The following is a 24111-nucleotide window of genomic DNA, read 5'->3' as shown; positions in this document are numbered from 1 at the left end:
CCTAGCGGTTGGCTACGCGCGTAGATATGCTGGTGTGGTGACTATGTCCACTCTTGCAGCCAATGCCCCCGGCGCTGCGGGCAGCGGTCTTGAGGACGTTGCGGCGTCCGAGGCCTCGCTCCGCCGCTTCCTGCACGGCCTGCCCGGCGTCGACCAGGTCGGCCTGGAGGCGCGCGCCGCCACTCTCGGTACCCGCTCGATCAAGACCTCGGCGAAGGCGTACGCCATCGACCTGGCCATCTCGATGATCGACCTGACCACCCTCGAAGGCGCGGACACCGCCGGCAAGGTGCGCGCGCTGTGCGCCAAGGGCCGGACCCCGGATCCGTCCGACCCGGCCACCCCGCGCGTCGCCGCCATCTGTGTCTATCCGGACATGGTCGCCACCGCGAAGGACGCCCTGCGCGGCACCGACATCCAGGTCGCCTCCGTCGCCACCGCCTTCCCCGCCGGGCGCGCCGCGCTCCCGGTCAAGCTCGCCGACACCGCCGACGCGGTCGCGGCCGGCGCCGACGAGATCGACATGGTGATCGACCGGGGTGCCTTCCTCTCCGGCCGCTACCTGGACGTCTTCAACGAGATCGTCGCCGTCAAGGAGGCGTGCAAGCGCCCCGACGGCACCGCCGCCCACCTCAAGGTGATCTTCGAGACCGGCGAGCTGCAGACGTACGACAACGTGCGCCGCGTCTCCTGGCTGGCGATGCTGGCCGGCGCCGACTTCATCAAGACCTCCACCGGCAAGGTCGCCGTCAACGCGACCCCGCCGGTCACCCTGCTGATGCTGGAGGCCGTCCGCGACTTCAAGGCGCAGACCGGCGTCCAGGTCGGCGTGAAGCCCGCCGGTGGCATCAAGACCACCAAGGACGCCATGAAGTACCTGGTGATGGTCAACGAGACCCTCGGCGACGACTGGCTGACCCCGCACTGGTTCCGCTTCGGCGCCTCCAGCCTGCTCAACGACCTGCTGATGCAGCGTCAGAAGCTGACCACCGGACGGTACTCCGGCCCCGACTACGTGACGGTGGACTGATCACCATGGCCAAGAAGAAGAACATCGAGGAGCCCGCGGCCCAGCCGACCGGCGGCCTCTTCAGCTACGCCCCGGCACCCGAGTCCCCCGCCGCCGCGGGTGACATCGCCACCTCGTACGGCCACTTCATCGGCGGCGAGTTCGTCGACTCCTCCGGCAGCGAGGCCCTGAAGACGGTCAACCCGGCCACCGAGCAGGTGCTCGCCGAGTTCGCCCAGGGCACCGAGGAGGACGTCGACCGCGCGGTCGCCGCCGCCCGCAGGGCCTTCACCGACTGGTCGGCGCTGCCCGGCAGCGAGCGCGCCAAGTACCTGTTCCGGATCGCCCGGATCATCCAGGAGCGCAGCCGCGAGCTGGCCGTGCTGGAGTCCATCGACAACGGCAAGCCGATCCGCGAGACCCGCGACGTCGACCTGCCGCTGGTCGCCGCGCACTTCTTCTACTACGCGGGCTGGGCCGACAAGCTCGACTTCGCCGGCTACGGCGCGAACCCGCGCCCGCTGGGCGTGGCCGGCCAGGTCATCCCGTGGAACTTCCCGCTGCTGATGCTGGCGTGGAAGATCGCCCCGGCGCTGGCCACCGGCAACACCGTGGTGCTGAAGCCGGCCGAGACCACCCCGCTGACCGCGCTGCGCTTCGCCGAGATCTGCCGCCAGGCGGGCCTGCCGAAGGGTGTCGTCAACATCGTCACCGGTGACGGCCGCACCGGCGCCGCGCTCACCTCGCACCCGGACGTCAACAAGGTCGCCTTCACCGGCTCCACCCCGGTCGGCCGGGCGATCGCCAAGCAGATCGCGGGCACCCGCAAGAAGCTCTCGCTGGAGCTCGGCGGCAAGGCCGCGAACATCGTCTTCGACGACGCGCCGATCGACCAGGCGGTCGAGGGCATCGTCAACGGCATCTTCTTCAACCAGGGCCACGTCTGCTGCGCGGGTTCGCGCCTGCTGGTCCAGGAGTCGATCCACGACGAGCTGCTGGACGCCCTGAAGCGCCGGATGGGCACCCTGCGGGTCGGCGACCCGCTGGACAAGAACACCGACATCGGCGCCATCAACTCGGCCGCCCAGCTGGCCCGGATCACCGCGCTGACCGACGCCGGCGAGGCCGAGGGCGCCGAGCGCTGGTCGCCCGCCTGCGAGCTGCCCGGCACCGGCTTCTGGTTCAGGCCGACCGTCTTCACCGGCGTCAGCCAGGCCCACCGGATCGCCCAGGAGGAGATCTTCGGGCCGGTCCTGTCGGTGCTGACCTTCCGCACCCCGGCCGAGGCGGTCGACAAGGCCAACAACACCCCCTACGGCCTCTCCGCCGGCATCTGGACGGAGAAGGGCTCGCGCATCCTCTGGACCGCAAACCGGCTCAAGGCCGGCGTGGTCTGGGCCAACACCTTCAACAAGTTCGACCCGACCTCGCCGTTCGGCGGCTACAAGGAGTCGGGTTACGGCCGCGAAGGTGGCCGCCACGGTCTGGAGGCCTACCTCGATGTCTGATGTCGTGAGCCGTCTTGATGTCCTCAAGACCTACAAGCTGTACGTCGGCGGGAAGTTCCCGCGCTCCGAGAGCGGGCGGGTGTACGAGGTGACGGACTCGAAGGGCGAGTGGCTGGCCAACGCCCCGCTCGGCACCCGCAAGGACGCCCGGGACGCCGTGCTGGCGGCCCGCGCGGCCGTCAAGGGCTGGGCCGGCACCACCGCGTACAACCGCGGCCAGGTGCTGTACCGCGTCGCCGAGATGCTGCAGGGCCGGCGCGAGCAGTTCGCCGCCGAGGTGGCGCTCTCCGAGGGCGTCGGCCCGAAGAAGGCCGCCGCCCTGGTGGACGCCGCCATCGACCGCTGGGTCTGGTACGCGGGCTGGACCGACAAGGTCGCCCAGATCGCGGGCGGCGCCAACCCGGTCGCCGGGCCGTTCTTCAACCTCTCCACCCCGGAGCCGACCGGTGTGGTCGGGATCGTCGCCCCGCAGGCCGGTTACGGGCACTCGCTGCTCGGCCTGGTCTCGGTGATCGCGCCCGCCATCGCCACCGGCAACACCGTGGTGGTCGCGGCGGCCGCGGACGCCCCGCTGCCGGCCCTGTCGCTGGGCGAGGTGCTGGCCACCTCGGACGTCCCCGGCGGCGTGGTCAACATCATCTCGGGCCGGACCGCCGACATCGCGCCCACCCTGGCCTCGCACCAGGACGTCAACGCGGTGGACCTCACCGGCGCCATTGCCGCCGACGGTCCCGGCGCGGCGGGCGCGCTGGAAGCCGCCGCCGCGGATACCCTGAAGAGGGTGGTCCGTCCGGAGCTGGACCCGTTCGCCCAGGACTGGACCAATGCTCCCGGTACCGACCGGCTACTCTCGTTCCTGGAGACGAAGACGGTCTGGCACCCGATGGGGATCTGACCTCCTCGTCACCCCCGGGCCCGGTGGGCCCACCGAGTAACAACTCCACAAGCTGGCCGTCCCCAGTGCCCTCACCCCCCCAGGGCCCGGACGGTCATTGGACGGACCCGCGCCTCTCCCCCCCTGGCGCGGGTCCGTCGACTTTCCGCCTCCGGTGTCCCCGGCGGCTCTCCTCCCTGGATCCGTCGACTTTCGTCGCCGGCCCGCCATCCTTTCGGCGCTCCCGGCCGGCCCCCGCCCCCGCGCAGACTGGGGCGACACCGCACACCGAGGGGGCACCGCGTGGGAGAGATCGCCGGCGAGCTGATGGCACTGTTCGCGGACGGGTTCGTCCGCAGGCTGTTCGTGGCCCGCGCCCGGCGCCGGCTGGCCGCCGGCAAACCGGTCCGGATCCCCTGCTCGGCCCGCTCCGACGGTCCCGGCTGGCCGCCGCGCTACGTCAACGGGGGGATCCGCGTCACACCGGGCGCCGCGAGCGCCGAGTTCGGCTCGCGCGAGCTCGACGGCGCCGGCCCGGTCGTACTGGCCGCCGGCGGGGCCTTCCGGGCCCCCGAGCCGGACACCTGGCACGACCACGACTGGGCCGCCACCGCCTACCTGGCGCCCGGCGCCGGGCAGCCGGTCTTCCTCCAGGCCGACAGCCGGTACCTGCCGCTGCTGCACCTCGCCCTCGCCGCACCGCGGTCGCCGCACAAGGGGTGACCCGACGGGTTTCGGCATCCGGCCCCGATGCGTCAGACTGGTGTCCCGTGAGTGACTCCCCGCTGAATGCCGCGCCGATAGCCCGTGCCCGAGTGGTCCTGCTGTCCGGTCCCTCCGGATCGGGGAAGTCCTCACTGGCGGAACGGAGCGGCCTGCCGGTGCTCCAGCTCGACGACTTCTACAAGGACGGGGACGACCCCACCCTGCCGCTGCTGGACGACGGCGCGGTCGACTGGGACTCCCCGCTCGCCTGGCACCGTGACGAGGCCCTGGCGGCGATCCGCGGCCTCCACGAGAGCGGCCGCGCCGAAGTCCCGGTGTACTCGATCCCGGCCAACGGCCGCGTCTCCACCCAGGTGCTGGACCTCGCCGGGGCGCCCGCGTTCATCGCCGAGGGCATCTTCGCCGCCGAGATCGCCGGCGCCTGCGCCGCCGAGGGCCTGCTGGGCGACGCCCTGTGCCTGCGCAACGGCGCGCTCACCACCGCCTGGCGGCGGCTGCGCCGGGACGTCCGGGAGAGCCGCAAGTCGCTGCCCGTCCTGGTGCGCCGCGGCTGGCGGCTGATGCGGGCCGAGCGCTCGATCGTCGGCCGGCAGGTCGAACTGGGCGCCCACCCCTGCACCGGCCCGGAGGCGGACCGGCGGATCCGCGCGGCGGCCGGACGGCAGCTCTCCGCGGTCTGAGCTCCACCGCGGGCCGGCACGCCCGCAGGCACGCTTGCACGTCCGCACTCACGCACTCACGCACGAAGAACGGCGGGCCCGGTGCGTCTCCCCCGCACCGGGCCCGCCGCCTTCCCGGACGGTCATCGGGCTCCCCCGGTTACGCCGCTCCCCCGAGCCGGCGCTGCCAGTTTCCCTGACCGTCCTCACCCGTCCCCCGACGGGAGTCCCTCGCCCCTCGCGGGGCCGTTCTCAGGCGACCAGCTCGCCGAACGCCCGGGCGGTGTCGCCCGACTTGTTCAGGTGCTCGTCGTCGCGCAGCCGGCGCAGCGCGCGCCAGATGCTGCTCTTGACCGTGCCGACGCTGATGCCGAGCACGTCGGCGATCTCCGGGTCGGTCTTGCCCTCGTAGTAGCGCAGCACCAGCATGGTGCGCTGGTTCTCCGGCAGCTTGGCCAACGCCTGCCAGAGCACGGCGCGCAGCTCGGTGCCGCCCATCGCGTCGGTGTCGCCGACCGTCTCCGGCAGCTCCTCGGTCGGGTACTCGTTGACCTTGCGGCGCCGCCAGGCGGAGATGTGCAGGTTGGTCATGGTGCGGCGGAGGTAGCCCCCCACCGCGGCCTTGTCGGTGATCCGGCCCCAGGCCCGGTAGGTGCTGAAGAGCGCGCTCTGCAGCAGGTCCTCGGCCTCGAAGCGGTCACCGGTCAGGTGGTACGCCGTGGCGTACAGGGAGGCGCGGCGCTCGCGCACGTACGCGGTGAACTCCGTGGTGTAGTCCTCCGCGACGGCCGGGTGCTCCCCCTGCGCGTCTCCCTGTCCCGCCTCGGCGGTGCGGGTCGCCGCGGGGTTCAGCCGCAGCAGCGTCGCACCCGCGGCCCCGCGGCCGGCCGACTCCCCCGAGTCGACCTTCCGCAGCCCGCTCCCCCCGATCCCCCGGGTTCCCCCGTTCCCCCCCAGGGTGTCCTTGCCCTCGACGCGGACGGGGAGGATCCCCCGCAGCGTCAGGGTGTTGGCGGAGTCGGCCACGTTCCCCCGGTGGCCGATCCCGTACAGCTCCCCCTGCCTGCCGCCGCCGCTCACCCGGCGGGCGACAGTGTTTCCACCGGCGCTGTGCGCGCACCCCCGCACGGTCACGGCACCGGAGGTCTCGTCGGTCCTGACCTCGTAACGGGTCCGGTGGGTGGCCGATGACGAACGCGCGGTGCGGTCAGCCGGGTTGGTCCGGGTCTGCAGCCTGGCGTTCATCGTGCGCCCCCTTGGTCGGTACGAGCGGTTCCTGTTGCCGCCGTTCAGCCGGCCAGTTGGCCCGCTGTCCTGCGGCGACATGGAAAATCTTGCCCGCCGGTTGTGATGACGCTGTCCGTCGACTGTCACAGGGCTGTCACAGGGGCGGGGCTTTCGTCCCGCATCGCCTCCCGCCGTGACGGACGCCGGTGGCTCGGGTTCCGGTTCCCACCCGGTCGGTGCCCGGTGCCGGGGGGTGATTCGGCGCTCCGGGTGAGCCAGAATGAGGCCGTGCCTTTCCTCCTACTGATCGAGGACGACGACGCCATCCGTACCGGCCTCGAACTCGCTCTCACCCGCCAGGGCCACAAAGTGGCCACCGCCGCCTCCGGCGAGGACGGTCTGAGGCTCTTCAAGGAGCAGCGGCCGGACCTCATCGTGCTGGACGTCATGCTGCCCGGAATCGACGGCTTCGAGGTCTGCCGCCGGATCCGCCGCACCGACCAGCTTCCGATCATCCTGCTCACCGCCCGGTCCGACGACATCGATGTCGTGGTCGGCCTGGAGTCCGGCGCGGACGACTACGTCGTCAAGCCGGTGCAGCCGCGCGTCCTGGACGCCCGGATCCGGGCCGTGCTGCGACGCGGTGAGCGGGAGAGCTCGGACTCCTCCGCGTACGGGACCGTGGTGATCGACCGCGCGGCGATGACCGTCACCAAGGACGGCGAGGACCTCCAGCTCACGCCGACCGAGCTGCGGCTGCTGCTGGAGCTCAGCCGCCGGCCCGGGCAGGCCCTCTCCCGCCAGCAACTGCTGCGCCTGGTCTGGGAACACGACTACCTCGGCGACTCCCGGCTGGTGGACGCGTGCGTCCAGCGGCTGCGGGCGAAGGTCGAGGACGTGCCCTCGGCGCCCACCCTGATCCGCACGGTGCGCGGGGTCGGCTACCGTCTGGACCCGCCGGCGTGACCGCGCCCGGCAGCGCCCCGCTGCTGATATCCCGCCTCTCCTGATCTTCCGCAACGACAGGCTCCCGTGACTGACCTTCAGACGACCAGCCGCTTCTCCTCGGGCCCGTGGCGACGGCTGCGTTCCCTGCGGGTGCGGCTGATCGCGGTGTTCGCCGCGGTCGCGCTGCTCGCCGCCGTCTCGGCCTCCGGCATCGCGTACTGGCTCAACCGGGACGCGGTGCTCAAGCGCGCCCAGAACACCGCGCTCAACGACTTCCGGGTCTCGCTCACCCGCAACGTCTCCGAGCTGCCGCTGAACGCCACCTGCGCCGAGCTGAACCAGCTCGCCGCCAGCGTCGCCAGCTCCGGGCTCAGCTACGAGGTGGTGGTCTCCGACCCCGCCCACCCGGACTGCCTCGCCTCCTCGGCCCCGCTGACCTACACGCTCGCCGACGTCCCGGCCAAGCTGCGGGACACCGTCGCGAAGCCGCGCGAGCTCACCGAGAACAACCCGTACGCGTTCCACCTGTACTGGCAGCGGCAGAACCTGGAGGGGCGGCCGTTCGTGATCGGCGGCACCAAGGTGGTGCCGACCGGGCCGACGGCCTACATGTTCAAGTCGCTGGAGAACGAGCGGGCCGACCTGAGCACGCTCGGCTGGTCGCTGGCGATCGCCACGCTGCTGGCGCTGATCGGCTCGGCGCTGCTCGCCCAGGCCGCGTCGGCGACGGTGCTGCGCCCGGTCAAGCGGCTCGGCGAGGCCGCCCGGCGGCTCGGCGAGGGCCATCTGGACACCCGGCTCGAAGTCGAGGGCTCGGACGAACTCGCCGATCTGGCAAGGACGTTCAACCGCACCGCGGAGTCGCTGCACGAGCAGGTCGAGGAGCTGAGCGCGCGGGAGGCGCAGAGCCGGCGGTTCGTCGCCGACATGTCGCACGAGCTGCGGACGCCGCTGACCGCGATGACCGCCGTGACGGACATCCTGGAGGACGAGGCAGAGTCGCTGGACCCGATGATCGAGCCGGCCGTGCGGCTGGTGGTCAACGAGACGCGCCGGCTCTCCGACCTGGTGGAGAACCTGATGGAGGTGACCCGCTTCGACGCCGGTACGGCCAAGCTGGTCGCCGACGAGGTGGACATCGCCGATCTGATCATGTCCTGCATCGACGGCCGGGCCTGGTACGACGCGGTGGAGCTGGACGCGCCGCGCGGTGTCCGGGCCGTGGTCGACCCGCGCCGGCTGGACGTCGTCTTCGCCAACCTGATCGGCAACGCGCTCAAGCACGGCGGCTCGCCGGTGCGGGTGACGGTCCGGGAGGAGGGCCCCGCGCAGGCTCCGGCGGACGGCCCGGCCGACGGCCCGACGGACGGCCGGGAGGATGACGGCCCGGTGGTCGGCCCGGCGGTCGGAACGGTGATCGTCGAGGTCTCGGACAGCGGCCCCGGCATCCCCGAGGACGTGCTGCCGCACGTCTTCGACCGGTTCTACAAGGCGGACAAGGGGCGGGCGCGTTCGGAGGGCAGCGGTCTGGGCCTGTCGATCGCGATGGCCAACGCGCAGATCCACGGGGGGACGATCACGGCCGCGAACGGGGAGGTGGGGGCGGTGTTCACGCTGACGCTGCCGCGAACCCAGCCTCCGCCGTCGGCCGACGACTCCGAGGAGAGTGCGCTGTGACCTCCCGCCCGTCCGTTCCGGCGGGTCCGGCCGACCGGGCCCGCGCCGTCCGCGGTTCCGGCCCGGGCCGCGGTTCCCGCCCGGACCGTGGTTCCCGCCCGGGCCGGGTGTTCGGCGCCGCCGCCCTGGTGGCGCTGGCCGCCCTCGCCGCCGGGTGCGGCATCCGCCCGACCGCCGTCCCGGTGGACGCCGGCGCGCCCGCCAGCCGGACGGCCTGCCCGACCGCGCCGCAGATACCGACGGTGCCGGCCGCACCGTCACCGGTCGGCCCGACTCCGCCCGCCGCGCACTCCTCGGCGAAGTACTTCGGGAGCCCGTCCCCGTCGGTCACCCGAGTGACCCCGGGGCCGTCCACCCCGCCGGCGGACAACGTGTTCACCGCGGTGGCGACGCCGTCGCCGACGGCGTCGGCCACCTGCCGCTGATCGACTCCGTGGGATCCGGGCCGCATCTCGACCGGATCGGGTCCGAACGGGGGCGCTCCGGGCCGTTTCGGTCCGCTCCGGGCGTGCGGCGGAATGTTCACGCCGGGCGTGGAACCGCCGCGCCACCGGCTCACGTCCTTCCCCGCGTGCAGCGAGATGGCACCAGGGCACGCGACGAGCGTTCCGGCGTGCGGACCGAGACCGGGCCGGCGGCGGCCGTCCACCGTCCCCTACGGCTGGTCGGCCTCGTCGGCCTCACCCTCCACCTGGCCCTGGCGGGCTGGCTGGTGCTGAGACCGTTGCCGGTGGCCTGGGTCTACGACGCCAACCTGACGCCGCTGGCCTCGCTCCGCTCCTCCACCGCCTGGCAGGTCCTCGGCGAACTGCTGCTGCTGGCCCCGCTCGGCGTCCTGCTCCCGCTCGCGGGCGGCCGCCTGCGAGCCCCCTGGCTCCCGTCCTTCCTCCGCACCACCGGCGCCTCCGCCCTGCTGGCCACCGCCCTGGAGTTCCTCTCCTCCTGGGCCCCGGGCCACATCCTGAACGTGGACCACATACTGCTCGCCAGCGTCGGCGTGGCGATCGTCCACCTGGCCCTGGTGCCCGGCTGCCGGTCCCTGCTGCTCCGGCCCCGCCGCGCGGGCGCCGACCGCCCGGCGCCCGCCCGGGCCCCCGCGCCGGCCCACACGCCGCCTCGCACGCCGGTCCACGCACCGACCCACGCTCCCGTCTACGCGGAGCCCGTCTCCTCCCACGGCCGCTGAGGCGGCTCGCTGCTCGCCGGGCAGGAAAGGCAGCCGGGAGCCGCCACCGCGCACGAGCCCGGGTCGAGCAGCCGCCCGTCGTCGGGGGCGACCCGCCCGCACGCCCGGCAGCGCACCGCGACCCGCCCGCCCGCCGCCCGCAGGCGGGCCACCGCGACGTCGAGGTCCCGCAGGTTTCCGTCCCGCACGGGTGCGGGCAGGTCGTCCAGCAGCAGCCTGCCGCGCCAGAGGCTCAGCCCGGTCACGGCGCGGAGGGCGCGGAGCAGCTCGATCCGCCGCTCCCCCGCGCCGGTCAGCTCGGCGACGAACTCCGGTTCCTCCATCCGCCCGGCCCTCCCCGGCCTGCCCGCTCCGGCCCGCCCGCTCCGGCCCGCCCGCTCCGGCCCGCCTGCCCGCTCCGGCTCGCTCCGCCCGGCCGGGCGTACCCGGCGGGCGGTCAGCGGCCGGGGCGCTGCGTGCGCTGCCGGCGGCGCAGCACCACCAGGGCACCCAGCCCCATCGCGATCGCCATGCCGCCGGTGATAGCCATCGGCGCGGAGGAGGACCCGCCGCCCGTCGACGCCAGCCCGGAGGCCTGGTCCGGCACGGGGACGGGCACCGGCACCGGAGCAGCCGTGGTCGCCGGGCCGTTCGGCGCCGAGGCGGTGACCTGCGCGACGACCACCGCGGCCGCCGACGGCGCGGTCGGCACCGGAGCGGGGCTCGCCGGAGCGCTCGCCGTCCCGGTGGCGGTCGCGGTGGCGGAGGGCGTCGCAGACGCCGTGGCGGACGGCGTACCGGCGCCGCCCGGCGCCGCGATGCCGAACGGGACCGCCCGGCTGGACGTCGTGACGCCGAGCCCGCTGACCTCCGGCATGCTGTGCCCGGTGAGCAGCACGGACGCGGCACCGACCGGGGCATCCTTGGCGAAGGCCAGCCGGACGTTGATCGTGCGGGACTCGCCGTCGTGCAGCTTCACGAGGTCGGCGTCCTTGCTGCCCGACGGGAGCCCCAGGATCAGCCTGCTCGTCGCCGCCTCTGGGAGGGGCCTGGCGGCCAGCCACTCGCCCTCCGGGGTCTGGAACTCGAACCGGACCGCGTCGGCGGGCAGCGTGCTCCCGGCCTGGAGGGTGACCTCGGGGAGGACGCGGATGTCCTTGCCGCTGTGGTTGGCGAGGACCAGCTTGAACGCCTTCGCCTCGCCGCCCGTGGTGAAGGAGGCGGGGACGCCCTCGACGCTCGGCTCGGCCGGGCCGGGAGCGGTCACCGGCGGGGTGCTGGGGCCGCCCACCGGGTCGATGGTGAAACGTCCGAACTCGCTGGCCGGGGTGGAGATCCGCTGCTCCGGGGGCAGCGTCGGGTCCGACACCACGGCCCGGAACCCGGCCGTGGCCGTGCCGCCGACGGCGCCGGTGGTGACGGCGAGACGCAGCCGGTAGGTGACCGAAGCACCGGCCGGCACGCTGATCCTGGTGGCGAAGGTGTCCAGCTCCCACACCGCGCCGACCGTCTGGCCGGGGCTGAGCAGGGCGTTCTTCCACTGCGTGCCGCCGGGCGACTGGAACTCCAGCTTGAGCTGGGTCTCCTTGATGCCGGAGTTGACGTCGGCCAGGGTGAAGCCGGTCGTGGCGTCGACCGCGTGGTCGGCGGAGTTCTTCAGGGTCGCGGTGAACTCGACCGGCGCCGCACCCGCGGTGAAGGTGCTGGGCAGGCCGCTCAGCGTGATCGACACGGGCCCGTTCTGGGCCTGGGCGCCCAGGGTGCCCTGGGTGTGCCGGGTGATCGAGGGGGCGGCGAGCGCCGCCGGGGCGGCGGCGACGGCGGTGCCGGAGACCAGGGTGGCTGTGGCCGCCAGAGCGAGGAGACTGCGGTGCTGAGTGCGCAAGGGGACCTCACGGAGGAGAGCGGGCCGAGCCCGGCAGACGATGGGTCGCCTGGACTGAGAGGGAACCTCGTCGCAGGCCATGTCCGTCCCGCTGCTTCGCCCCCAAACCTCCAGCAACGGCGGCATCATATCCGAACGTGTGGACCATTCGTGAAGGAGTATCGGTCGCCGGGACGAACGCCGGGTGACGGCTGTCACGCCGCTCGCCGCACCCGGCCGCCGACCTCGATCAGGCCGCCGGGCCGGACGCCGGTGACGAGCTGGGAGCCGACGCCTTGAGTGATGATCAGGTCGCGCCCGAGCTCGGCCGTGAGCAGGATCGCGGCGGCGCCGGTGGCCTCGTCCTCGTCGATCCCGTCACCGCGGCCGGGGAAGGCTCGCGCCCGTACCGTACCCGCCCGCTCGTCCTGCCAGGCCCAGGCGTAGATCCACTCCCCCGGCGGCGGGACGTCCAGCGCGTCCACCTCGGCGGCGGACCCGTACCGCCTCAGCGTGCGGCCCGGCGCCCAGGCGGCGCGGCCCTCGATCCGGGTGAACTCGCCGTCGCGGCGCACCCCGACGGCGCCGGCGGCGGTCACGAGCTGGTCCACGCCCAGCAGCCAGGCCGCACCGACGCAGGGGTGTCCGGCGAAGGGCAGGCGAAGGCTCGGCGTGTAGATGTCGATCACACCGCGCTCCGCGTCGTCGACGAAGACGGTCTCGCTGAAACCGAGCTGCCGGGCGACGGCCAGCCGGTCGGCCGCACCGGGAACGGCGGCGCCGTCGCGGACCACGCCGAGCGGGTTCCCGTGGCCGCCGTCGGGGCCGCAAAAGACCCGAAGGACCTCATAGTCAGTCATTCACCCACCCAACCACGGGTGGGGGCGCCGCCGGTATACGAGTTCGTGACGAAAACGTGGCGGCGATTGTCCGCGGGGTCCAGTACTGTGCCCACTCGTCCCAAGGATTTCTTTCTCTCACCTCCCACAGGAATTGACTCCGTGAATCTCGACTTCACCGCTGACCCGCTTTTCTCCTGGTACGTCGTGCTGCTGGCCATCAGCGGCATCGCCATGGTCGTGCTCGGCGCCGTCAACGTCGGCGGCGGCCTGAGCGGCGGCTGGCGGGTCATCAACGTGATCGCCGGCATCGCGTTCGCCGGCTACGCGTACTACCTCGCGTTCGTCTTCGAGGGCGGTGAGTACCGGATGTTCTTCCAGGCGTTCATCCTCCCCGTGCTGCTGATCGCCAACGCCGTGAAGGCCCTGGTCGCCCGCAGCAACGCCCCGGCGGCCCCGCAGCCGGCGGCCTACCAGGCCCCGTACGACCCGAACGCCCCGTACAACCCGAACGCGGCGCAGAACCCCTACGCCCAGCCCGCCCCGGCCCCGCAGGCGGCCCCGGTCGCCCAGCCGCCGGCCCCGCAGGCTCCCCCAGCCGGCTGACCGGCTCGCATCCCCACGCCGTCCGCCGGGCACCCGCCCGGCGGACTGCGGCGAGCGAGAACAGCATTCACGGGCGGGGAATCTGCTGGCGCAGATTCCCCGCCCGTCACGCCAGCGCCTCCATCGCCGCACCGATCAGGGCCCGGGCCTGCTCCCCGTGGACGGCCTGGTCGGCCAGTTCGCCGAAGGCCTGGGCGTAGAGGGCGATCTCGCTGGGCTGGGTGATGGTGAGGTAGCCGGAGACCAGTTCCACGTTGACCTGGGCGGTGTCGTAGATCCAGAAGCCCTCGACCGGCATCCGGGAGCGGCCCGGCCCCATGGGGACGATGCCGAGACTGACATGGGGCAGCGCGCCCACGGTCAGCAGGTGCGCCAGTTGCTCGCGCTGAACATCCCGGCTGCCGGGGCCGGACCGCAGGACGGACTCCTCCAGGAGAACGGCGAACCGCCGGTCACCTTCGCGGAGGATCCGCTGCCGCTCCATCCGGACTTCCACAGCGGCGTCCACATCGTCCACCACGACCCGGCGCCGCTGCACGGCCCGCAGCACCGCGTCGGTGTAGGCCCGCGTCTGGAGCAATCCGGTCACCAGCCACGACGAATACGCCCGGAAGCGGCGCGTGCGCTCGTAGCGCGGTAGGACTGACTCCTGCACGCGCTTCAAACCGTCACGCTCGATGCGGCGCCATTCGACGAACATGCCCTCGACAGCCCGCAACGAGGCAATGAGATCCGAGGCCTGGTCATCGGCTCCGGAAACCCGACACCAAGCCAGAAGATCTGCGGGTGAAGGCACCGTCCGGGCATTCTCGATTCGGGACGTCTTGGACGGATGCCAGCCACAGAGCTGCGCGAGTTCCCGCCCGGTGATCCCCGCCTCCCGCCGGATCTCGCCGAGCCGATCGGCGAGATCCCGGCGCGCCTGCTGAACGCTTGACGATGCTGACAGAGTCACGGATCAGGTCGGCCGGTACTCCGAGTGGGGGACGGCGCGCAGCCAGACGGATTCGAATGCCCTGGCGTACAGCTCTACCAGAGCCGGGTCCGTGCAGACCTCCATGCCCGAGCCGGCCCACTGCCCATCACCGCTGAAGTGATGGAGGATCAGCGTCTCGCTGTCCACTACCCAGCAGTCCAGAGCGGGCAACAACAGATCACGCGCTGTCGATCGAGGCAGCCAGCGCACCTGCTCACCTGCCGCGATATTCGTGAACGTGCCGTCGTACTCGTACTGGATGTAGTCACTGACAGGCTCCGACACGACGCGGGCCCGCCGCACCGAAACGCCTCGTCCGGTCGTCTCGGCCACGACATCGAGCCATGGCCGCCACCAGGATTCACGATCCTCCGGATCTTCCCGGTGCCCTCCCTGCCAGGAGATGAACGCCGGGTCGTCACGCATGTAGCTGTCACGCATCTCAAGGTGCACGGCCGACCGCCGGGCCTTGGCGAGCGCCTCACGAACCGCAGTGGCCACCGTTGACCTCGCCATCGACTCGGGGGACGAACTGAAGCATGTTGGCGGGGAGCCTGATCACGGTCTCGTGATCGGGAACGTCCGTTGAGTGCCCAGGAATCGACCCGATCTCCTGGCAGCGCCTGATGGTCTCCTCGTCTGCTTTCCACGATTGAATGACCAGGTCACCACTGGTCTCATCGAGCCAGATGGTCGGAGATCCGTCGTCCGGGGTGTTGGGGTAGATCCCGAGGAACTTGAGCGGCATTCCTGTCTCCCTCTGTGTCGAGTGAGTCACTTCTGCCGCAAGGGTTCACCGCCCGTCGATCCTGGGTCAAGGCCACGACCCGGCGCACCGGAGTGAGGCCCGGCGCGGGGGCGCATCAGTGCAATTCGCCGCAACTCTCTTGGAGACAAGGGAGATCGCTACCTACCGTGGCGATGGCTCGACGTATCGAGCCATCGCCACCATGCGAGAGGTGTCTTCATGACCGCCCCCGGAGATCGCCCGAAGCCCCCAGAGCGTCCGCCCGGTCCGATGCCGCCGGACGTCCGGGGTCGCGCGACTTGATTCACCTCAACCACCCTCAGCAGCAGAGGAGAAGGACCATGGCATGGGGAACCGGCAAGGGCGGCAGCTCCGGCGGAGGCAGCGGCCCCAACGACGGCGGGCAGGGCAGGCACGCCGGCAACAAGGACCCGGGCAAGGCTGCGCCGAGCCCTGACACCGACAAGGCGAAACCGGAGCCGAAGCACAAGTGACCCAGATCCAGCAGGAGGAGGAGCAGGTCGCCATTCGCGGCCTGCTCCTCTCCGTACGTGATGAGCTCGGTCACGAGGTCGCCGCCGAATGGCGGACGGCGGCACTCGCCCTCCCGCGACACCGCTTCCTTCCCGATCTGATCTGGCTCCGGGACGACCGGGGCCGCTACCGAGCTTGTGATCGCCGGACAGATCCCGCAGCTTGGTTCACCGCGGCCTACACCGACGAGGCAGTGGTGACACAGATCAATGACGGTGCGTCTCCGGCGGAGGGCGACCGGCCGTGGCCGTCGTCCTCCGCCTCTGCGCCGTCTGTGGTCTTCCGCATGCTCGAAGCACTCGATCTCTCGGCCGGCATAAGAGTCCTGGAGATCGGCACCGGTACCGGCCTCACCTCGGCCTACCTCGCACACCGGCTCGGCGATGCCAATGTGGTCACCATCGAGGTGGATCCGGCACTCACGGAGAAGGCCCGGGCAGTGCTGGCGGCGAACTCGGCGAAGCCGACGGTGATCTGCGGGGACGGGCAGAAGGGTTGGCGGCGAGATGCACCGTACGACCGGGTGGCTGCCACCTGCTCCGTCACTCGCGTACCGGACGCATGGGTTCAGCAGACCAGGCCCGGCGGGGTGATCCTCACGCCGTGGGACAACCCCTGGATCTGCTGGGGCCTGTTGAGGCTCACGGTCAGAGGGGACGGCACGGCAGAGGGCCGGTTCAGTCCGTACAGCGCCTTCATGACGTTGCGCGACCAGCGGCAACAGCACCGGATCTACCGTGACGTGGTGCGGGACGAACACGAGCCGAAGGAGTCCTCGACCGGGCTCGCCCCCCGGCTCGTGGCCGGCGGTGAATGGGAGTCGGACTTCGCCGTCGGCCACCGGCTCGGTGACGTCTGGTACGTCTGGCACGACGATCCCGAGGTGGAGGGAGTACAGCGGCGACTGTGGCTCGCCACGACGGACTGCACGTCGTGGGCCGCCGTCGACTGGGACGGTGATGAGAACGCCGAGCGGTACGCGGTATGGCAGTACGGTTCGCGGCGCCTCTGGGAGGAGGCCGAGGCGGCATACCGATGGTGGGGTGACCACGGACGGCCAGGACCGGAGCGATTCGGCCTCACGGTGAGTGGCGAAGGCCACCAGGTCTGGCTGGACGACCCTGCGAACAGTTGGTTACTGCGCGGTTGAGCGATTGTGTGGGGGCGGGCGGCCTGGTGGCCGCCCGCCCTCCGCGCTCGCTACTCAGATGAAGTGGTCGAACTCGCCGGCCTTGACCCCGAGGATGAACGCCCGGAGCTTGGCCACGTCGGTCGTGACGACGACATCGGGGTCGTCCGACTCGCGCAGATGGCGCAGGTCGCCGGTGCCGGAGGCCAGTTCGAGGCAGTTGTTCGAGGCATCTCCTCCGCTGAATGACGACTTCTGCCACAGGACTTCTGACATCACAGGCCTTTCAGACTTGGATCAGGTAGAGAAGGTGGTGGAGGAGGCCCCATGAGTCACGGAAGGCCATCCCACGCCGAGGCTCGGCCGCGCTGACAGCAGGAAGGGCCAGATCCTTCAACTGATCGAACATCTGCCGGTAGGCCGCGATGCTCTCCGGGTCACCATAATGCTCGGCACGACGCAGGAGGCCCGGTAGGCGTCATCCGTCTCCCGGGGTCCCGACCCGGTCAAGAAGAGCCGCCCTGGCGCCCGGAGGCGCAAGGACGGCGCAGGGACGCACCGGCGACTCGGCAGTGGCGGCACGCGCTGCTCAGACCAAGTGGTCGAACTCGCCGGCCTTGACCCCGAGGATGAACGCCCGGAGCCTGGCCACGTCGGTCGTGACGACGACATCGGGGTCGTCCGACTCACGCAGGTGGCACAGGTCGCCGGCGCCGGGGGCCAGTTCGAGGCAGTTGTTGGAGCCTTCCCCTTCACTGTAAGAGGACTTCTGCCAGGAGAGATGGGACATCGGGCACCCTTCAGGACTGAAGCAGATAGACGAGATGTTGGATGAGCCCCAGAGAGCTGCGAGCAGGAAGGTTACGCAGGGACTTGCTCGTGTCAACGGCAGGAAGTGCAACGTCACTCAGCTGCTGGAGCTTCCGACGATAGGCCGCGATGTCGGCCTGGTCACCGAGGTGCTCGGCACGCCGGGGAGCGTCCAGAATCACGGTCGATAGATCGGCACAGCCAGGATCGCACAGGAGGAACGAGGCCGAGAGGGGCGCATGCCTCGGAGCCGTGAACGGCAACACCTGGACAGTGACATTGGGAAGTGCCGCCATATCAACAAGGTGGAGCAATTGAGCCATCATGACGTCGTCGCCAGCGAACCGCATGCGCAGTGCAGCCTCGTGAATGACGAACCGGAACTCACGCTGCCTGTCGTCCGACAGAATTCGTTGCCGCTCCGTCCTGAACCGAACCTGCGTCTTGGAATCCCACACAGTCGTCTGGTTCGGACTCTCATAGATCGCTATGGCGTACGCAGGGAGCTGGAAGACTCCTGGGATGTAGAGGCTGTCATAACTGGCCAGTGAGGTTGCCCGGTCCTCTACCTCGGCCAGATCCAGCGCGAGGGTCGGGACCTTCCCCTTGAACTCCGTCCACCAGCCCTTGCCGTCGCTGGCACCCAGCTCGTGCAGGATGGCCATGTAGGTCTCATCCGTGCACCCATAGGTGGACAACAGAGTCGTGAGTCGGGCCGGGTCGAGCCCGGTCCGTGCCGCCTCGATGTGGCTCAGTTGCGGACCGCCCATGCCGATCGTGGCTCCGGCATCCTTCACCGCCAGCCCAGCGGCCTCACGAAGTCTCCTCAGCTCAGCGCCGAACCGCTTCTGCCGCTCGCTGATTTGAGTCCTGAGTGCCAAGGGTCTTCCTTCCGTGTCGGAGCAGTTTCCCCCTTCGAGGGCGCGAGGCGCCACCCACAAGAGTGAGGCTACTCAACTGACGAGCCCATCTTGGCCGATTGTGTTGCACGCGTGGAACTTGTGGTCCTACTCTCAGTGTTGCACCGATCACACGACGGAGCGTCAGTAATGCCCTGTCCGGGCGCCGCAGAGCAGCCGACACAGCCTGGCTCACGGTCTCGCCTTCGTCGCGAACTCCCTCTCCCCTCCCGGAGGTTCTTCGTGCGCGCCCTCACCCCTCCCGACTGGTCCGCCGCCCGGCGCGAACTGCGTGCGGCCCTCGCCTCCTCCGGGTGGCCGCCCGACCCCATCGCCGACGCCGAACTCGCCCTCCACGAGCTCTTCGTCAACGCCTGGCGCCACGCAGGCAGCCAGGCGCCCCTCGTGGTCGTCGTCCTCGCGAACCGCACCCTCCGGGTCTCGGTCGCCGACGACAGCCCCACCCTCCCCGAGCAGCGCACCTCCGCCGACCCCTACGAACTCTCGGGCCGCGGCATCCACTTGGTCCGCTCGCTCACCCACCGCTTCGGCGCCGACGCCCGCAAGGACGGCAAGGTCGTCTGGTTCGAGCTGGACGCCGCCGCATGACCCACCACGCCCCGGTCGCACCGGACGCCCCCCGGACGCGCGACTACACCGAACCCCAGGTCGCCGCGCTGCTCGCCGAACTCCACGAGCGCGGGCGCCCGTTCGGCATCGCCTGGGGCTCGGCCGCCACGAACGGCAGCGCCGACGGCCGCGTCCTCATCGGCTTCGGCAACGCCCCCGTCGCCACCCTCCTCAACCCCCTCGGCCTCCTGCGCGCCGCCGCGAGCGCCGCCGAACGGGGTGACCCGTGGGCGTCCTGATCCCGCTCCTCACCCAGGCGATCCACACCGAGCGCACCACCGTCGCCTACCTCGCCGTGGAGGCCGTCCCCGACGCCGCGCTCCAACTCCGCGTCGCCGTCGACCTCGACGTCAACGCCGGCCCCGGCGAGCACCTCGCCCTCCCGCTCACCCGCGACCAGGCCGACGAACTGCTCCACGCACTCGCCGCCCGTCTCGGCCGCCGCGTCATCGGCGTCCGGCGGTGAGGGCCGGCGGCACCGCCGGCTTCCTCGTCGCCACCGCCTTCGTGCTCCTCCTCGCCCTCGCGCTCCTCACCGTCGTGCTCGGCGTGATCACCGCGCTCAGCGTGAACCGGCGCGCCGAGGACGATCCCGAACGCGAGCGCCTGCCCCGCTGACCCACCCGGGCCCGGCGGCTGCCGCCCCAGCCGCCGCGACCTACCGACGCACAGGAAGCCGGCCCGGCCGACGTCCCACTCCATTGCAGAGTTGTCACCTCGTCCGAGCGCGTGTGCTCAACCCCACCGGTCGTCTCGCCATCTTGTACGGCCGGAAGCCGAAAGGGGCGCCCTGGCGGCCCGACAGTCTGGTCCGGATTCTGACCAGCGAAGCCGCAAGGGGCTACCTCATAAGCGGTGGCCGGGCCGTGATCGGCGACGACGGCACGCCTGTCCGTATCGCGCCGCCCCCCTGGGGGACCGGGCCAGGTACGACGCCCTGGTGCCGAAGTTCGGCTCGAAGCGCAAGGCCCCGAGGAAGAGACCCCGGCGGATTCCCGCTGGGGTCGGCACACCCGCGTGTACGCCGAGCTGTGCGAAAAGCTCGGCGGGTTCGTCCACCACTACCCGGAGCGCCACGATGAGGCGGCTCTGGTCCGGACCGTCGCCCTGATCGAGGAGGCCGGGTACACGCCCGACCACGAACTCTGGACCGGCCCGACCCGCTCCCTGGTGTCCGTGGCCGCGAACTGCTCCCACACTCCGGTGCCCGGTGGTTGCGGGCCGATCAACCCCGGAGGGTGCGCATCGCACTGCAACGGGGGTGGCGGAGGCGGCGGAGGTGGTGACGGCGCCCGCTAGCCTGGGCGCACCGAACTCCGAAAGGGCGGGAAACGTGGACGAGAACGAAGCCCAGCAGATGGCCAACACCCTCCGGCGGTTGGGCGTTCGGGGGATCGTCTCCCCCGAAGACCTCGACAATCCGAACGGCCGCTGGCGGGTGTACGACAGTGCCGATGTCACTACCCGGCGGGACATCACCGACGAAGCACTGACCGTCATTGCGGGTAGGTCCCAACAGGGCGGTCCGGCGCGAGGGTTCGTCGTTCCGCAGTCTCGCTGAGTCACCCATCGAAACGGCCCCGTCCCGGTTCGCCGAGGCGGGGCTACTCCTTCGTCCGATCCTTCACGTAGCTGCCGCGTCGCGCCACGGTGAACGCGTACCCCTCGCGCCTGAGCGTGAACCGGCGCGCCCCGACGCGCAGGAAGTCGGCCCGCCCGACGTCCCGCTCCGCCGCAGAGTCGCCACCTCATCCGGGCAAGCGGAAGGCAGGACCCCCCGGGAGAAGAAGGCCCTGCCCGACAACCGCACCCCACGCCGACTCAGCGCACCCGGCGCACCCACAGCGCGCAGAAGACCAGCAGCGCCGCCGTGGCCAGCAGGCTCAGCCCGGTCTGCGTCCAGTGCATCACCCACTCGTCGGCCGGCGGGTGGTAGAGCGTGTAGAACCGGTCGATGGTGTCGTAGTGGGCCTGGCAGGCCTCGCTGGGGCAGACGGCCGTCCCGTCCGGGAGGGTGCCGATCCAGTCGCCGTCGGAAGGGATCCGCAGGCCGTCCCGGGTCAGGAAACCGTTCTCCACGATGTGCGATTCGAGCGGCGAGGACGTCGTCACCCGTCCGGTCTGGACCACGGACATCGGGCCGACCGCATCGGGCGCAGCCATCCGGACGCTCGCCAGCGCCTCCCGCGCCGGCGTCAGCAGGTACCGCCCGGAGTCCACCGCGAACCGTACGGCGACGGTCAGCACCGCCGTGACCACGATCGAGGCCACCACCCGCCGCACCACCAGTCCGACGGCGGCCCCGAGCGCGACGGAGAGCAGGCAGGACGCGACCAGCGACGGCCCGGAGGCACCGCGGCTCATCCAGCTGAACCAGTGGTACAGGCCGGGGAGGGAGAACCGCCCCTCGACCTGGTGGACGAACCGGGTCGAGACGACCGCGAGCAGGCTCGACCCCACCAGGGTCAGCAGCAGCGGCACGCCCAGCCGGGCCGCCAGCCAGCGCTGCCGCGACACGGACTGCGTCCAGGCCAGCGCGTACGTCCCGGTCTCGAACTCCCGTGCCAGCAAAGGCGCGGCGTAGAAGACGCCGAAGGCGATCGGCAGGATCACCAGCAGCCAGCCGGTGATCATCACGGCGACGCCCCAGTGCGCGTCGAGCGTGATCGCCTGACTGGTCTCGCACTCCGCCGGGAAGTAGACGACGGTGCAGCCCTGGAGATGCCATTCGGCTATCTGGTCGGCGATCCGGCTGTGCAGGTAGACCATCCAGCCGCAGAGCAGCACCAGGACGGAACCGGCGATCAGGAGCGGCGTGCGGTCCTGGCGCAGGCCCAGCCAGGTGGTGCCGCTCAGCAGGCGACGCCCGGACGGGCGGCTCCGCGGCAGGGGGGCGAGGTCGGCGGTGCTCATCGGGCCGCCACCTCCTCGCGACCGGCGGTGTGCGCGCCGACCTCGACCGGGGGCCGGCCCTGCGGGGCGGCGGTACGCAGATAGGCGATCAGAATCTCCTCCAGGTTCGGCCGGCTGACGTCCCAGCGCGGGTCGATCTCTCCGTGGGGCCTGAGCAGCGCGGTCGCCTGGCGGCCGGTGCGGCGCAGCTCGACGAGCTCGTGGCGCGCCAGCTCGGCCGGGGTGCCGTCGGTGCCCTCGGTGGCGCCGACCACCAGGCGGTGGTCGTCCAGCAGGTCGTCGACGTCACCGCTGAGCCGGATCCGCCCGTCGCGCAGCACGGTGACGTGGTCGCAGACGCCGTCCAGCTCGGCGAGGACGTGCGAGGAGATGAGGATGGTCGTCCCGTGCTCCGCCGCCTCGGCCATCAGGATGCCGGTGAGTTCCTGGCGGGCCACCGGGTCGACGTCGGCGAGCGGCTCGTCGAGCATCAGCAGGTCGGGGCGCTTGCCGAGGACGAGCGCGAGGGCGACCCGGGTGCGCTGGCCGGCGGTGAGCGTGCCCACCCTGGCGTTCTGCGGGAGGTCGCCCAGCCGGACGATCCGCTCAGCGATCTCCTGGTCCCAGCCCGGGTTGAGCTCCCGGCCGGCGCGCAGGGTCTCCGCGACGGTGAACCGCGGGTAGAGCGGCTTGTCCTGCCGCAGGTAGGCGGTGCGCCGCAGGGCGGCGGCTCCGCTCGGTCCGGTCCCGAACACCGCGACCGTTCCCTCGGTCGGCGCGAGGAGTCCGGCGGCGAGCGCCATCAGGGTGCTCTTGCCGGCGCCGTTCGGGCCGACGAGCGCGCAGACGCGGCCGGCCGGGAGCCGGAGTTCGCAGTCGCGCAGGGCCCAGCGCCGGCGGTACTTCAGACCGAGGCCGGTCGCCTCCAGGGCGGGGGCGTCCTCGGTCGGTCGGTGCTCTGCTGCGGGGTGGTTCACCCGGACTCCTCGGGGGCCTCGGTGCTGGTGGGGTAGGCGCGGTCGAGGGCGGTGTCGACGAGAGCGGCGATGTCCTCGCGTTCCAGGCCCGCGTCCCGCGCCCGGGCGATCCAGTCGGCGAGGTCGACGCGCAGGGCCGAGTCCTCGACGGTCGGCGGTTTGGCGAGGGACTTCCGGACGAAGGTCCCGACGCCCCTCCTGCTCTCGACCAGGCCTTCGCGTTCGAGCTCGCGGTAGGCCTTGAGCACGGTGTTCGGATTGATCGCCGTCGCCTCCACCACCTCGCGGGCGGTGGGGAGTTGGTCACCGGGTCGGAGCACTCCGAGCCGCAGTGCCCGCTTCGTCTGCTCGATGATCTGCAGATACGGCGAGAGGCCGCCGCGACGGTCGATGAGGTACTCGACGATGACATCCACCTTTCCACTAGTTAACTAGTGGAATAGTGCACCGGAGATGATCGGCCGTCAACTCCGAACCGGACCGTCGCCCCCACGAGCGGCCCTCCGACCCCCTCGCACCGGAAGTCGGCCTGCCCGACTTCCCACTCCTGCGCAGGCGAACCTCCGGGGCACCCCCGAGACAAACCCCGAGGTCGGGTCCTCCTCACCGGGGACAAAGGCCAGGGTCGGGATCGCCGCCGAGGCTGAGGATCCGGGGGCGGAGGCGGCGGAGTATGGAAGTACGCCCTCCGGAGAGCCCGGACCGGGCGCCAGGAACACGGAGACCGCCATGAGCCGCCTCGCCCGCCCCCGCCACAACCGCGTCATCGCCGGCGTCTGCGCCGGGATCGCCGAGCGCTTCGGCCTGACCCCGTGGACCGTCCGGATCATCTTCCTCGCGTCCTGCCTGCTCCCCGGCCCGCAGTTCCTGATCTACCTGGCGCTCTGGCTGCTCCTCCCCCAGGAGCCGTGAGCCCGGCGCCCCCACGCCCCCTTCGCCTCTGGCGCCCAGCACCCACGCACCCACGCACCCACGCACCTGAGTCCGAACGCCGAAACGGGCCGCCCGCACCCCGGGATCACCGGGGTGCGGGCGGCCCGTCGGCCGTGGCGGGAGCGTCAGCCGCCGAGGCCGGGCAGCGGGAGGGCCTGGGTCAGGCCACCGACCGGGGTGCTGCCGAGACCCGGGATGCTCGGCACGCCGGCGCGGGGAGCGGCGTCCGCGGCCGGGGCCATCGCCTGGCCGGCGCTCGGGGTCAGGGTGCCGAGGGTGCCGGCGACCTTGTCACCGCCGGGCAGCTTGCTCGCGGTGTCGGTGACCGCGCCGGTCACGGCGGGGTTGGTCACGGCGCCGGTGGGAAGCCCGAGGCCACCCGCGGCGACCGGGTCGGCGGACGCGCTGCCGGCGCCGACCGCCGCGATGGCGAGCCCGAGCACGGCGGTGCCGGCGGCCTTGAGAGTGGCCTGCTTCATGT

At 71.8% G+C, this 24111-nt stretch carries 32 protein-coding genes; 18 read left to right on the top strand and 14 right to left on the bottom strand.

Annotation, left to right across the window (positions count from 1 at the left end; all coding sequences use genetic code 11):
- Nucleotides 1-43: 43 nt before the first annotated feature.
- The 5 genes from deoC (at nucleotide 44) to ABZ497_RS05785 (ending at nucleotide 4797) form a co-directional block, all read left to right on the top strand.
- On the top strand, nucleotides 44-1030 hold the full coding sequence (gene deoC / locus ABZ497_RS05805) for a deoxyribose-phosphate aldolase (RefSeq protein WP_329487978.1): 987 nt from the start codon (nucleotides 44-46) through the stop codon (nucleotides 1028-1030).
- A 5-nt stretch (nucleotides 1031-1035) separates the two neighbouring features.
- Entirely contained in the window at nucleotides 1036-2517 is a 1482-nt protein-coding gene (locus tag ABZ497_RS05800) for an aldehyde dehydrogenase family protein (RefSeq protein ID WP_359803615.1), read from the top strand.
- Nucleotides 2510-3412: an aldehyde dehydrogenase family protein gene (locus tag ABZ497_RS05795; protein ID WP_329487980.1), complete on the top strand. Its 903-nt coding sequence runs from the start codon at nucleotides 2510-2512 to the stop codon at nucleotides 3410-3412. Before ABZ497_RS05800 ends, ABZ497_RS05795 begins: the two co-directional genes overlap by 8 nt.
- A 282-nt stretch (nucleotides 3413-3694) precedes the next feature.
- On the top strand, nucleotides 3695-4114 hold the full coding sequence (locus ABZ497_RS05790; protein ID WP_359803614.1) for a hypothetical protein: 420 nt from the start codon (nucleotides 3695-3697) through the stop codon (nucleotides 4112-4114).
- Between the two features lie 47 nt (nucleotides 4115-4161).
- Nucleotides 4162-4797, top strand: a complete 636-nt coding sequence (locus ABZ497_RS05785) for an ATP-binding protein (protein ID WP_359803612.1) — start codon at nucleotides 4162-4164, stop codon at nucleotides 4795-4797.
- Nucleotides 4798-5028: 231 nt separating this feature from the next.
- Here the strand turns inward: ABZ497_RS05785 and ABZ497_RS05780 are convergent, their stop codons facing one another.
- Nucleotides 5029-5691 carry a SigE family RNA polymerase sigma factor gene (locus ABZ497_RS05780; protein WP_329492126.1) on the bottom strand — a complete coding sequence of 221 codons (663 nt, stop codon included), beginning with the start codon at nucleotides 5689-5691 and terminating at the stop codon, nucleotides 5029-5031.
- 600 nt (nucleotides 5692-6291) lie between these two features.
- On the opposite strand from ABZ497_RS05780, the gene ABZ497_RS05775 reads away from it, so the two are divergent.
- The 4 genes from ABZ497_RS05775 (at nucleotide 6292) to ABZ497_RS05760 (ending at nucleotide 9814) form a co-directional block, all read left to right on the top strand.
- Nucleotides 6292-6969: a response regulator transcription factor gene (locus ABZ497_RS05775; RefSeq protein ID WP_329487983.1), complete on the top strand. Its 678-nt coding sequence runs from the start codon at nucleotides 6292-6294 to the stop codon at nucleotides 6967-6969.
- A gap of 66 nt (nucleotides 6970-7035) precedes the next feature.
- Nucleotides 7036-8628, top strand: a complete 1593-nt coding sequence (locus ABZ497_RS05770) for a HAMP domain-containing sensor histidine kinase (protein ID WP_359803610.1) — start codon at nucleotides 7036-7038, stop codon at nucleotides 8626-8628.
- A complete protein-coding gene (locus ABZ497_RS05765) occupies nucleotides 8625-9053 on the top strand; it encodes a hypothetical protein (protein ID WP_359803608.1) in 429 nt (142 codons plus the stop codon). The genes ABZ497_RS05770 and ABZ497_RS05765 overlap by 4 nt, the downstream gene beginning before the upstream one ends.
- 188 nt (nucleotides 9054-9241) lie before the next feature.
- Nucleotides 9242-9814, top strand: a complete 573-nt coding sequence (locus ABZ497_RS05760) for a VanZ family protein (RefSeq protein ID WP_359803606.1) — start codon at nucleotides 9242-9244, stop codon at nucleotides 9812-9814.
- Here the strand turns inward: ABZ497_RS05760 and ABZ497_RS05755 are convergent.
- From ABZ497_RS05755 to ABZ497_RS05745, 3 genes are all read right to left on the bottom strand, one after another.
- Complete coding sequence (locus tag ABZ497_RS05755) at nucleotides 9781-10137, bottom strand: hypothetical protein (protein ID WP_359803605.1); 357 nt, start codon at nucleotides 10135-10137, stop codon at nucleotides 9781-9783. The genes ABZ497_RS05760 and ABZ497_RS05755 overlap by 34 nt on opposite strands.
- A gap of 113 nt (nucleotides 10138-10250) precedes the next feature.
- Nucleotides 10251-11678 (bottom strand): hypothetical protein, encoded by a 1428-nt coding sequence (locus tag ABZ497_RS05750; protein ID WP_359803603.1) that lies wholly within the window; start codon nucleotides 11676-11678, stop codon nucleotides 10251-10253.
- Between the two features lie 194 nt (nucleotides 11679-11872).
- On the bottom strand, nucleotides 11873-12517 hold the full coding sequence (locus tag ABZ497_RS05745; RefSeq protein WP_359803602.1) for a PhzF family phenazine biosynthesis protein: 645 nt from the start codon (nucleotides 12515-12517) through the stop codon (nucleotides 11873-11875).
- A gap of 141 nt (nucleotides 12518-12658) precedes the next feature.
- Between ABZ497_RS05745 and ABZ497_RS05740 the strand changes: the two genes are divergently transcribed.
- Nucleotides 12659-13102 carry a hypothetical protein gene (locus ABZ497_RS05740; RefSeq protein ID WP_359803601.1) on the top strand — a complete coding sequence of 148 codons (444 nt, stop codon included), beginning with the start codon at nucleotides 12659-12661 and terminating at the stop codon, nucleotides 13100-13102.
- Between the two features lie 106 nt (nucleotides 13103-13208).
- Here the strand turns inward: ABZ497_RS05740 and ABZ497_RS05735 are convergent, their stop codons facing one another.
- Genes ABZ497_RS05735 through ABZ497_RS05725 form a run of 3 tightly spaced genes read right to left on the bottom strand, consistent with a single transcriptional unit; the run spans nucleotide 13209 to nucleotide 14826 of the window.
- Nucleotides 13209-14057: a helix-turn-helix transcriptional regulator gene (locus ABZ497_RS05735; RefSeq protein ID WP_359803599.1), complete on the bottom strand. Its 849-nt coding sequence runs from the start codon at nucleotides 14055-14057 to the stop codon at nucleotides 13209-13211.
- Between the two features lie 3 nt (nucleotides 14058-14060).
- Entirely contained in the window at nucleotides 14061-14579 is a 519-nt protein-coding gene (locus ABZ497_RS05730; RefSeq protein WP_359803598.1) for a DUF6879 family protein, read from the bottom strand.
- Complete coding sequence (locus ABZ497_RS05725) at nucleotides 14560-14826, bottom strand: hypothetical protein (protein WP_359803596.1); 267 nt, start codon at nucleotides 14824-14826, stop codon at nucleotides 14560-14562. The genes ABZ497_RS05730 and ABZ497_RS05725 overlap by 20 nt, the downstream gene beginning before the upstream one ends.
- A 341-nt stretch (nucleotides 14827-15167) precedes the next feature.
- Between ABZ497_RS05725 and ABZ497_RS05720 the strand changes: the two genes are divergently transcribed.
- On the top strand, nucleotides 15168-15320 hold the full coding sequence (locus ABZ497_RS05720) for a hypothetical protein (protein ID WP_359803595.1): 153 nt from the start codon (nucleotides 15168-15170) through the stop codon (nucleotides 15318-15320).
- Nucleotides 15317-16510, top strand: a complete 1194-nt coding sequence (locus tag ABZ497_RS05715; protein WP_359803593.1) for a methyltransferase domain-containing protein — start codon at nucleotides 15317-15319, stop codon at nucleotides 16508-16510. The genes ABZ497_RS05720 and ABZ497_RS05715 overlap by 4 nt, the downstream gene beginning before the upstream one ends.
- Nucleotides 16511-16564: 54 nt before the next feature.
- On the opposite strand, the gene ABZ497_RS05710 is transcribed toward ABZ497_RS05715, so the two are convergent.
- From ABZ497_RS05710 to ABZ497_RS05700, 3 genes are all read right to left on the bottom strand, one after another.
- On the bottom strand, nucleotides 16565-16765 hold the full coding sequence (locus ABZ497_RS05710; protein WP_359803591.1) for a DUF397 domain-containing protein: 201 nt from the start codon (nucleotides 16763-16765) through the stop codon (nucleotides 16565-16567).
- Nucleotides 16766-17078: 313 nt separating this feature from the next.
- Nucleotides 17079-17279, bottom strand: a complete 201-nt coding sequence (locus ABZ497_RS05705) for a DUF397 domain-containing protein (RefSeq protein WP_359803589.1) — start codon at nucleotides 17277-17279, stop codon at nucleotides 17079-17081.
- Between the two features lie 10 nt (nucleotides 17280-17289).
- Nucleotides 17290-18180 carry a helix-turn-helix transcriptional regulator gene (locus ABZ497_RS05700; protein ID WP_359803587.1) on the bottom strand — a complete coding sequence of 297 codons (891 nt, stop codon included), beginning with the start codon at nucleotides 18178-18180 and terminating at the stop codon, nucleotides 17290-17292.
- Between the two features lie 261 nt (nucleotides 18181-18441).
- Here ABZ497_RS05700 and ABZ497_RS05695 point away from each other — a divergent pair, with 261 nt between their 5' ends.
- The 5 genes from ABZ497_RS05695 to ABZ497_RS05675 all read left to right on the top strand — a co-directional run bounded on the left by ABZ497_RS05695 (nucleotide 18442) and on the right by ABZ497_RS05675 (nucleotide 20389).
- Nucleotides 18442-18807: an ATP-binding protein gene (locus ABZ497_RS05695; protein WP_359803585.1), complete on the top strand. Its 366-nt coding sequence runs from the start codon at nucleotides 18442-18444 to the stop codon at nucleotides 18805-18807.
- Nucleotides 18804-19067: a hypothetical protein gene (locus ABZ497_RS05690; RefSeq protein WP_359803584.1), complete on the top strand. Its 264-nt coding sequence runs from the start codon at nucleotides 18804-18806 to the stop codon at nucleotides 19065-19067. Before ABZ497_RS05695 ends, ABZ497_RS05690 begins: the two co-directional genes overlap by 4 nt.
- Complete coding sequence (locus tag ABZ497_RS05685; RefSeq protein WP_359803582.1) at nucleotides 19055-19294, top strand: hypothetical protein; 240 nt, start codon at nucleotides 19055-19057, stop codon at nucleotides 19292-19294. Before ABZ497_RS05690 ends, ABZ497_RS05685 begins: the two co-directional genes overlap by 13 nt.
- Nucleotides 19291-19446, top strand: a complete 156-nt coding sequence (locus ABZ497_RS05680; protein ID WP_359803580.1) for a hypothetical protein — start codon at nucleotides 19291-19293, stop codon at nucleotides 19444-19446. Before ABZ497_RS05685 ends, ABZ497_RS05680 begins: the two co-directional genes overlap by 4 nt.
- A 715-nt stretch (nucleotides 19447-20161) precedes the next feature.
- Entirely contained in the window at nucleotides 20162-20389 is a 228-nt protein-coding gene (locus tag ABZ497_RS05675) for a hypothetical protein (protein WP_359803579.1), read from the top strand.
- 260 nt (nucleotides 20390-20649) lie between these two features.
- Here the strand turns inward: ABZ497_RS05675 and ABZ497_RS05670 are convergent, their stop codons facing one another.
- The 3 genes from ABZ497_RS05670 to ABZ497_RS05660 are packed head-to-tail and all read right to left on the bottom strand — an operon-like array spanning nucleotide 20650 to nucleotide 23104.
- Nucleotides 20650-21741, bottom strand: a complete 1092-nt coding sequence (locus ABZ497_RS05670) for a hypothetical protein (RefSeq protein ID WP_359803577.1) — start codon at nucleotides 21739-21741, stop codon at nucleotides 20650-20652.
- Nucleotides 21738-22697, bottom strand: coding sequence for an ABC transporter ATP-binding protein (locus ABZ497_RS05665; protein WP_359803575.1), 960 nt, complete (start codon nucleotides 22695-22697; stop codon nucleotides 21738-21740). The genes ABZ497_RS05670 and ABZ497_RS05665 overlap by 4 nt, the downstream gene beginning before the upstream one ends.
- Nucleotides 22694-23104 (bottom strand): GntR family transcriptional regulator, encoded by a 411-nt coding sequence (locus ABZ497_RS05660; RefSeq protein ID WP_359803681.1) that lies wholly within the window; start codon nucleotides 23102-23104, stop codon nucleotides 22694-22696. The genes ABZ497_RS05665 and ABZ497_RS05660 overlap by 4 nt, the downstream gene beginning before the upstream one ends.
- A 322-nt stretch (nucleotides 23105-23426) precedes the next feature.
- Between ABZ497_RS05660 and ABZ497_RS05655 the strand changes: the two genes are divergently transcribed.
- Entirely contained in the window at nucleotides 23427-23609 is a 183-nt protein-coding gene (locus ABZ497_RS05655; RefSeq protein WP_329488007.1) for a PspC domain-containing protein, read from the top strand.
- Nucleotides 23610-23755: 146 nt separating this feature from the next.
- Here the strand turns inward: ABZ497_RS05655 and ABZ497_RS05650 are convergent, their stop codons facing one another.
- Nucleotides 23756-24109, bottom strand: coding sequence for a hypothetical protein (locus tag ABZ497_RS05650; protein ID WP_359803573.1), 354 nt, complete (start codon nucleotides 24107-24109; stop codon nucleotides 23756-23758).
- Between the last annotated feature and the right edge of the window lie 2 nt (nucleotides 24110-24111).

The sequence above is a fragment of the Kitasatospora sp. NPDC005751 genome, from assembly GCF_040630835.1.
Taxonomy (GTDB): domain Bacteria; phylum Actinomycetota; class Actinomycetes; order Streptomycetales; family Streptomycetaceae; genus Kitasatospora.
This window is presented reverse-complemented; position numbering and strand designations above follow the sequence as displayed.